The following is a 7,907-nucleotide window of genomic DNA, read 5'->3' on the forward strand; positions in this document are numbered from 1 at the left end:
CGGTGTCTCGACGCCAAGCGCCGCCGTCTCGGCCGGTGCCGGGGTGTCGGGGGCGTCGGTCGTGGCCACGACGCCCGACGCGCCCCCTTCGACGCCATCCCGCCCGGTGGCGCCGGTCCCCGTCGGGGCGGTCGGCGATGGCTCCTGCGTTTCGGCCGCATCCTTCGGCTCTGCGGTTGCCGCAGCCTGAGCGCGCGTGTCGGGATCCGCCCCCGGCTCCGCAGCAGCATCGGCTTTTTCCGCGGGCGGCTCCGCCGCGGTATCCGCCCCGGCCACGCGGCGCTGCATCGGCGCGATGATGATTTCTTCCTCCGAGAATACCTGTTCGCCCGTTTCCGGCGACCGCATGGACAGGCTGAGCACCCGCGGCGCCTCGCTCGGGGCGATCTCGAGGAATTGCACGAACTCGCCGCTCGAGTCCGGCCGGAAACTGGAAAGCTCCTTGTCGTCCACGCGGATCGACATCTCCCAGCCCGGACGCCCCTTGCCGGCAACCAGCATCTGGCCCTCGGGATCGAGGCGAAAGGTACTGATCGTCGGCGGTTCCGGCGCTTGACCTGCCGGCGCGGATGGTTCGGGCGCGGTTTGCCCGGCTTCAGACGTCTTGGCCGTTTCGCTGACCGCGTCGCGCGCTTCGGACCCCGGCGCCGGCTGCGCTGTCTGCGTATCAGGATCAGGTGCCCGCTCGGTCCGCGTCCCGGGCGAGGGGTCTGCGGGTGCATCCACCCCGGGCTCCGGCGCCGCGCCGGTCTCGGACTGTGGTGCCGTCCCGACCGTGTCCGGCGTCCGCGTGGGCGACGTGACGACACCGGCAAGATAAAGCCCCGCGCCAACGGCGACCACCGCCGCCCCCACGACACCGGCCGCCTGGGCGCCGGTCAATCCAGCCAATCTAGTCATCCGTTTCCTTCCGTCGGCGCCCGGCTCTGCGGCACGGTTGCCGGACAATAGCAACCCGGTTATCTAGGGTCAAAATACCTGGTCCACAAGCTTGGAACACATCATGACAACGCGCTCGGTCTGTGTCTTTTGCGGCTCACGCACCGGCGGAGCGCCGGAATTCGAGCAAGACGCGGCACGGCTTGGCACCGCGCTGGCCGGTGCGGGCTGGCGGCTGGTCTACGGGGCCGGCGACGTCGGGCTGATGGGCGCGGTGTCGCACGCGGCAAAGGCGGCGGGCGGCGACACGCTCGGCGTGATACCCGCGCACCTCGTCCCGCGCGAGACCAGTGGCCGGGCCGCATCCGGGCATGTCGTCACCGAGACCATGCACGAGCGCAAGAAAGTCATGTTCATGAACTCCGACGCGATCGTGGTGCTGCCGGGCGGCGCGGGCTCGCTCGACGAGTTCTTCGAGGTGCTGACATGGCGCCAGCTCGGCCTTCATGCCAAGCCGCTTTGCCTGCTGAATACCGGCGGGTACTGGACGCCGCTCACGAACCTGATCGACCATGTCATCGACGGCGGCTTCGCCGACGCCTCGCTTAGGGATTTTGTCACCGTGTGCGATACGGTTCAGGAGCTCTGCGCGACCCTGCGCGCCGCCCTGTCCTGACGCCAGGTGGCGGTCGAGTAGATCGCAAGCGCCGTCCAGATCAGGCCGAACGCGATGGCGTGCCAAAGGCTGAAAACCTCGCGGAAGACCAGCGTTGCGACAAGAAACTGCAGCGTGGGATTGACATACTGCAACAGCCCCACCGTCGCCAGCCGCAGCCGCCGGGCGGCATAGCTGAACAGGATCAGCGGCGTGGCCGTCAACGGGCCGGACACCGCCAGCAGCACGCTGTCGGACAGGGAGCCCGCGAAATATCCGCCTCCGGCCGAGTGCACGTGTCCGAGTACCGCCAGCGCGAGGGGCGACAGCAACAGCACCTCCGCCGTCACCGAAACGACGGGCCCCACGCTCAGGTATTTCTTGACCACCCCGTAGAGACCGAAGGTCGTCGCAAGGATGAGGGCGATCCACGGCGCCACCCCGAGCCCCGCGGTCAGCACCACCACCGCGACCGCCGCCAGGCCGACCGCCGCCGTCTGCGCGCGTCCCAGTCTTTCGCGGAAGAACAGCGCGCCGAACAGCACCGAGGCCAGCGGAAACGTGTAGTATCCCAGCGATGCCTGTATCGCCTTGCCCATCTGAATTGAGCTTATGAAAAAGAACCAGTTGGTCGATATCATCAGCGCGGCGAACCCCACCACCACGGCATCACGCCGCCGCGAGAGCGCCAGCCCCAACTGCCCGATACGGCCCTGAACCATCAGGACGGCGGCGAAAAAGACACAGGACCAAAGCGTGCGGTGCGCCAGCACCTCCAGCGGCGGCACATGGGACAGAAGCTTGTAATAAAGCGGCGAAAGCCCCCAGATGATGCAGGCGCACAGCATCGCCGCGACGCCCTTGAAACTCTCCGACATTGGGCCTCCCGCCTCGATCCGACAGCGTCTTGCTGACGTGGAACGCAGCGGAAGGCAAGCCCGTCGCGGAGGATATCACAGATTGGGGTCGAGCTCGGCCTTGAGCAGTTTCTCCACCTTGTCGAGGGGGTGGTTCGTCAGGTCCTTTGGCAATTCGGCCACCACGCGCGCGGCCACCTCCTTGTGCAGCTTGTCGCGCAACTCGCCCAGCACCCGCGACGGCGCGACAAGCACGATCCGCTTGAAGGCGTCCTTGTGCGCGTACTTGTACAGCAGGTCCGCCATGTCGTCGGCAAAGCGGTCCTTGGCGAGCGCATGCCAATCGGTATCCTCCATGGCCGAGCGCTGCCCGGCGCCGGAATCCGCACGGCGCCCGGGGGGATGCGTGCCCTGATCGTGGGTCGCGGGATTTTCCTGCTGTTCGAGCCGCACCACGTTGAGATCGGGATTGATCGCGTCGAGGTCGTTGCGCAGGAAAAGCGCCTTTTGCCCGTCCGCGATCAGCACCCAGGTGCCCTTTGTCAGTGTCGCCATGTCAGCTCTCCCATTGTCATGTCTGCCCGACGCGAGACTATGCACTGCACGGCACGTCGCGCGATGATCCGGATCAATTCGGTGCGCGTTGCGCGGGATGCGTGCCCATCCGCCCGGCGCAACCGCGGCAACGAAAAGGCCCTGCCTGTGACAGCAGGGCCTTTCCATCGTGTCGAGAGGCCCCGCGGCCCCTTACATCCGCGATGCCACGTTTTCCCAGTTCACGAGGTTGTCGAGGAAGTTCTGCAGGTAGGCCGGGCGCTTGTTGCGGAAGTCGATGTAGTAGGAATGCTCCCAGACATCGCATCCCAGAAGCGCGGTCTGGTTGAAGCAAAGCGGGTTCACCCCGTTCTCGGTCTTGGTGACCTTGAGGCTGCCGTCGGTGTCCTTGACCAGCCATGCCCAGCCGGACCCGAACTGGCCCACGCCCGCGGCGGTGAACTCTTCCTTGAACTTGTCGACCGAGCCAAAGCTTTCGGTGATCGCCTTTTCCAGCTCGCCGGGCATGCCGGTGCCGCCCGGGGCCATCATCTGCCAGAACTGCGTGTGGTTCCAGTGCTGCGAGGCGTTGTTGAAGATCCCGCTCTGCGCGATGGCGTTCGGGTCATACGTGCCCTTCACGATCTCCTCGACCGTCTTGCCTTCCCACTCGGTGCCGGCGATCGCCTTGTTGCCGTTGTCGACATAGGCCTTGTGGTGAATGTCATGATGGTATTCCAGCGTCTCCTTGGACATGCCGTTGGGCGCCAGCGCGTCATGGGCGTAAGGAAGATCGGGAAGTTCGAAAGCCATGTTGGTCCCCTGTTCGTTTGCGTTGAACTCGTGATTGTACATGGTAGCCGGGAGGCCGCAACGTCAAGCCCCGTATCGGTAGCGGGCGGGCATGAAGGGCCGTGCTGGTGTCAGGCGAAGAACCCGACCTCGCCCCCCGGCGCCGCCGCGTCGCTCAGCAGGCCGAACACATACTCCGCCACCGAGCGGAAGCAGATGACCTTGACCGTCTCCGCGTCCTCCATCCAGATGGCCGCGGGCACCTGCGCCATGCGGGTGCGGCGGATCTCGCCGGGGTCGAAGCGGCCCGGCGCAATGTCCACCGGGCAGAGCTTGGCGATCACCTCGCGCACGGTCTTGCCCCGGATCTCGAACACCGCGCGGGCATCAGAGACATCGACGGCGAGGAAATGCACGCCCGCCAGCGCCGTTTCGATGCCCGCCAGCGTTTCGGCCACCTGCCCGTGGTCCACCATCAGCAGCAGCTCGTCGGGTGACATCCACGCGGCGGCGCGGTTGCCCGAGACGCTGATCCCGCGCAGGCCGGGCATGGCGGCGCCGGTGGCCGCCTCGACCGCCCTTTTCACCTTGTCCGAGGACAGATCGCCGCGCAGGGTGATCATGCCCTGAAGCCCCGCCTCGCGCACGGCGACGGTCCCCTCGTACGCGGCGTTCTTCAGCGCGCTGACAGCCTCAGACATTCTGCTTCTCCCCGTCCTTGTCGTAGAAAACCGGATCGACGATCTTGGCGGTCATCACAGTACCGTCCACGCGCGGGAACTCCAGCACCTCGCCCATCCGGTCCGGGCCGTGCAGCACAAGCCCCATTGCGATGCCGCGCCCCAGCGTGGGGGAATGATAGGTCGAGGTCACCCGCCCCTGCACGTTCCGCTGGCCGTTGGCATTCGTGCCCTCCGCGGTGGCATAGGCCCCGTCCGGCAGCACGCCGCCATCCGTTGTTTCCAGCCCCACCAGCTTCCACCGGGTTGGGTCGGCCATGTGCTTGCGCTCCTGCGCGCGCTTGCCGATGTAGTCGTCCTTCTTCTTCGAGATCGCCCAGTGCATGTTGAGGTCCTGCGGGATCACCGTGCCGTCGGTTTCGTCGCCGATCATGATGAATCCCTTCTCGGCGCGCATGACATGCATCGCCTCGGTGCCGTAGGGCATGACGCCGAACTCCGCGCCCGCTTCCATCAGCTTGTCCCAGAGCGCGCGGCCCTGCCCCGCCGGCGCGGCCAGTTCGAACGACAACTCGCCGGCAAAGGAGATGCGGAAGGCGCGCGCCCTGATACCCGCCACGGTGATTTCCGCCCATCCCATGAAGCTCAGAGCGTCGGCGGAGATGTCATCATCGGTGAGCTTTTCCAGCATCTTGCGGGAATTGGGGCCCGCCACGCCAATCTGGGCGTATTGCTCGGTCACGTTGGCAACGTAAACCTGCCAATCCCACCATTCGGTCTGTAGCCATTCCTCCATGTGGCCGTGGATACGCTCGGCGCCGCCGGTCGTGGTGTGGCAAAGGAAGGTATCGTCGTCCAGTCGCGCCACCACGCCGTCATCCATCAGAAAGCCGTTCTCGCTGCACATCAGCCCGTAGCGGCAACGCCCCGGCTTCAGCGTCGACATCATGTTGGTATAGAGCATGTCCATGAACCGGCCGGCATCGGGTCCCTTGACGACGATCTTGCCGAGGGTGGAGGCATCCAGCAGGCCAAGGCTCTCGCGGACCTGCCGTATCTCGCGGTGCACCGCGTCCTCGCGGCCCTCACCGTCGCGGCGGTAACAATAGGGCCGGCGCCAATGGCCCACCGGTTCCCAATCCGCCCCGTTGGCATCGTGCCAGTCATGAATGGGCGTCTTGCGAACGGGCTGGAACAGCGGGCCGCGCGCCTCGCCGGCGATCGAGGCCATGGAAATCGGCGTGTAGGGCGGGCGGAAGGTCGTGGTGCCGGTCTGCGGTATGGGCTGGCCGAGCGCGTCGGACAGGATCGCCAGGCCATTGATGTTGCTCAACTTGCCCTGGTCGGTGGCCATGCCGAGCGTGGTGTACCGCTTGGCGTGCTCGACGCTTTCGTAACCTTCCCGTGCGGCAAGCTGGATGTCGCTCACCTTCACGTCGTTCTGGTAGTCCAGCCACGATTTCATGCGCAGCTGCATCTTGGCGCCCTGCGGCATCAGCCAGACCGGCTCCAGCGGGGCCTCGCCCACGTCCTCGGCCCTGGGGGCCGCGCCCTCGCCGGGGGCATGCCCGCTGGCCCGCGCCGCCGCGCGACCGGCGTCATGCGCATCGGCGAGCACGCCGTCGAGATGCAACGCACCGTTCGCAGACCCCGCGGACAGGACAAACCGCTGGCCGTCATCCCCGGTCGGCGGGTTATCCACATCCGGGCGGAACAGCGCCTGCGCCTCGTCCCAGATCAGCTTGCCGCCGCAATGCGACCACAGGTGAACCACGGGCGACCACCCGCCTGACATCGCCACGGCGTCGCAGGCGACCTCCTCCAGCACGGAGCCCTCGCCCGCCTGGGCGCAGATGCCGACACCCTCGACGCGCCTGCCGCCCACGACCTTGGCGATGCCCTTGCCGGTTTCGACGCGGATGCCCATCCCGCGAGCCTTGTCGGCCAGCGCACCGCCGCCGTTCGCGCGCGCATCGACGATCAACGGCACCTCCAGCCCCAGCTCCTTAAGGGTGATGGCGGTGCGATAGGCATCGTCGTTGTTGGTCACGACCACCGTGCGGTCGCCGATCGAAACGCCGTAATTCACAGCATAATCGCGCACGGCCGAGGCAAGCATCACACCGGGCACATCGTTGCCGGCAAAGCTCAGCGGCCGCTCGATGGCGCCGGTCGCGGTCACCACCTGCCCGGCACGTATGCGCCAGAGACGATGGCGGGGACCGTCCGCGCCGGGGCGGTGGTCGTTCACCCTCTCGTACCCCAGAACATAGCCGTGATCGTAGATCCCCGCGCCCATCATGCGGGTGCGCAGGGCGACATTGTCCATCGCCTGCAGCGCCGCAACGGTTTCGTCCACGTACTTTTCCACAGGCTGCCCGTCGATCGCTCCGCCATCGACCGGCGCGCGCCCGCCCCAGTGGGCAGTCTGTTCGATAACCAGCACGCGCGCGCCGGTTTCGGCCGCGGCGCGTGCCGCCTGCAACCCCGCGACGCCGCCGCCGACAACCAGCACGTCCACGAAGGCATAGAAATGCTCGTAGCTGTCCTCGTCGGTATACTGGGGCGCCTTGCCCAGCCCGGCAGACTGGCGGATGAACGGCTCGTAGATGTGTTTCCAGAACGGGCGGGGATGAATGAACATCTTGTAGTAAAACCCCGCCGGCAGGAACCGCGCGAGCTTGTTGTTGACCACGCCCACGTCGAATTCGAGCGAGGGCCAGTGGTTCTGGCTTTCGCAGACCAGCCCGTCGAACAGCTCGGTGGTGGTGGTGCGCTGGTTCGGCTCGAAGCGCGTGCCGCGGCCGAGTCCCACGAGCGCGTTCGGCTCCTCCGCCCCGCTGGCGACCACGCCGCGCGGGCGGTGATACTTGAACGAGCGGCCCACCATCATCTGGTCGTTGGCCAGCAGGGCCGAGGCGACCGTATCGCCCTCCACACCCTGCATATGCTTGTCATTGAAGCGGAATTTCAGCGTGCGCTCCCGGTTGAGGAGGCGCCCGCCCTTGGCCAGACGCGTGCTCATGCCAGTTCTCTCCAGCTCCAGCCCGGCCGCCTGGCCGAGATCTTGTCCTTGATGTCCTGCGGCGGTTCGGTGGTCTGGGCGCTGTAGGTGCCGAACACCTCCAGCGTCACCGTGCAGCGCGCGGCATGAAACCACTTGCCGCAGCCATTGGCATGCCGCCAGCGCTCGAAATGCACGCCGCGCGGGTTCACCTTCTCGAAGAGATAGGCGTGGAAGGCGTCATCGCTCGATCCCGGGCCGTGGCGCTTCAGATGCGCCTCGCCGCCGGGGGCGAACTCGGATTCCTCTGCCTTGACGCCGCAATACGGGCATTCGAGGGTCAGCATGCGCGTCTCCTCCGTGTGGGGTTCTGGAAATTCGGGGAACCCGGTGGTCCGGGAATCAGACGGGGGGGGGGGGGGGGGGGGGGGGGGGGGGGGGGGGGGGGGGGGGGGGGGGGGGGGGGGGGGGGGGGGGGGGGGGGGGGGGGGGGGGGGGGGGGGGGG

Annotated in this window: 7 protein-coding genes and 1 pseudogene; 1 reads left to right on the forward strand and 7 read right to left on the reverse strand. The window is 67.1% G+C overall.

The genetic code is table 11. The features are described 5' to 3' along the window. Window positions 1–900, reverse strand: a pseudogene (locus ACH13J_RS17805) (hypothetical protein); the annotation flags it as partial. A gap of 103 nt (window positions 901–1,003) precedes the next feature. On the opposite strand from ACH13J_RS17805, the gene ACH13J_RS17810 reads away from it, so the two are divergent. Then, window positions 1,004–1,555, forward strand: a complete 552-nt coding sequence (locus ACH13J_RS17810; protein WP_397544694.1) for a TIGR00730 family Rossman fold protein — start codon at window positions 1,004–1,006, stop codon at window positions 1,553–1,555. Here ACH13J_RS17810 and rarD read toward each other — a convergent pair. The 6 genes from rarD to ACH13J_RS17840 form a co-directional block, all read right to left on the reverse strand. Then, a complete protein-coding gene (gene rarD / locus ACH13J_RS17815) occupies window positions 1,516–2,412 on the reverse strand; it encodes an EamA family transporter RarD (protein ID WP_397544695.1) in 897 nt (298 codons plus the stop codon). The two genes, ACH13J_RS17810 and rarD, sit on opposite strands and share 40 nt — an antisense overlap. Window positions 2,413–2,487: 75 nt before the next feature. Beyond that, complete coding sequence (locus tag ACH13J_RS17820) at window positions 2,488–2,946, reverse strand: baeRF12 domain-containing protein (RefSeq protein WP_397544696.1); 459 nt, start codon at window positions 2,944–2,946, stop codon at window positions 2,488–2,490. 192 nt (window positions 2,947–3,138) lie between these two features. Next, window positions 3,139–3,738: a Fe-Mn family superoxide dismutase gene (locus ACH13J_RS17825; protein ID WP_397544697.1), complete on the reverse strand. Its 600-nt coding sequence runs from the start codon at window positions 3,736–3,738 to the stop codon at window positions 3,139–3,141. A gap of 110 nt (window positions 3,739–3,848) precedes the next feature. Further along, window positions 3,849–4,418 carry a sarcosine oxidase subunit gamma family protein gene (locus ACH13J_RS17830; RefSeq protein WP_397544698.1) on the reverse strand — a complete coding sequence of 190 codons (570 nt, stop codon included), beginning with the start codon at window positions 4,416–4,418 and terminating at the stop codon, window positions 3,849–3,851. Next, window positions 4,411–7,422 carry a sarcosine oxidase subunit alpha family protein gene (locus ACH13J_RS17835; RefSeq protein ID WP_397544699.1) on the reverse strand — a complete coding sequence of 1,004 codons (3,012 nt, stop codon included), beginning with the start codon at window positions 7,420–7,422 and terminating at the stop codon, window positions 4,411–4,413. Before ACH13J_RS17835 ends, ACH13J_RS17830 begins: the two co-directional genes overlap by 8 nt. Beyond that, window positions 7,419–7,748 (reverse strand): sarcosine oxidase subunit delta, encoded by a 330-nt coding sequence (locus ACH13J_RS17840; protein WP_397544700.1) that lies wholly within the window; start codon window positions 7,746–7,748, stop codon window positions 7,419–7,421. The genes ACH13J_RS17835 and ACH13J_RS17840 overlap by 4 nt, the downstream gene beginning before the upstream one ends. Between the last annotated feature and the right edge of the window lie 159 nt (window positions 7,749–7,907).

Source organism: Roseovarius salis, from assembly GCF_044472985.1.
Taxonomy (GTDB): Bacteria; Pseudomonadota; Alphaproteobacteria; order Rhodobacterales; family Rhodobacteraceae; genus Roseovarius; species Roseovarius salis.

Excerpts from the sequence above, each read along its gene's own strand:
- ACH13J_RS17810 (WP_397544694.1), top strand. The coding sequence starts at position 1,004 with ATGACAACGCGCTCGGTCTGTGTCTTTTGCGGCTCACGCACCGGCGGA.
- rarD (WP_397544695.1), bottom strand. The coding sequence starts at position 2,412 with ATGTCGGAGAGTTTCAAGGGCGTCGCGGCGATGCTGTGCGCCTGCATC.
- ACH13J_RS17820 (WP_397544696.1), bottom strand. The coding sequence starts at position 2,946 with ATGGCGACACTGACAAAGGGCACCTGGGTGCTGATCGCGGACGGGCAA.
- ACH13J_RS17825 (WP_397544697.1), bottom strand. The coding sequence starts at position 3,738 with ATGGCTTTCGAACTTCCCGATCTTCCTTACGCCCATGACGCGCTGGCG.
- ACH13J_RS17830 (WP_397544698.1), bottom strand. The coding sequence starts at position 4,418 with ATGTCTGAGGCTGTCAGCGCGCTGAAGAACGCCGCGTACGAGGGGACC.
- ACH13J_RS17835 (WP_397544699.1), bottom strand. The coding sequence starts at position 7,422 with ATGAGCACGCGTCTGGCCAAGGGCGGGCGCCTCCTCAACCGGGAGCGC.
- ACH13J_RS17840 (WP_397544700.1), bottom strand. The coding sequence starts at position 7,748 with ATGCTGACCCTCGAATGCCCGTATTGCGGCGTCAAGGCAGAGGAATCC.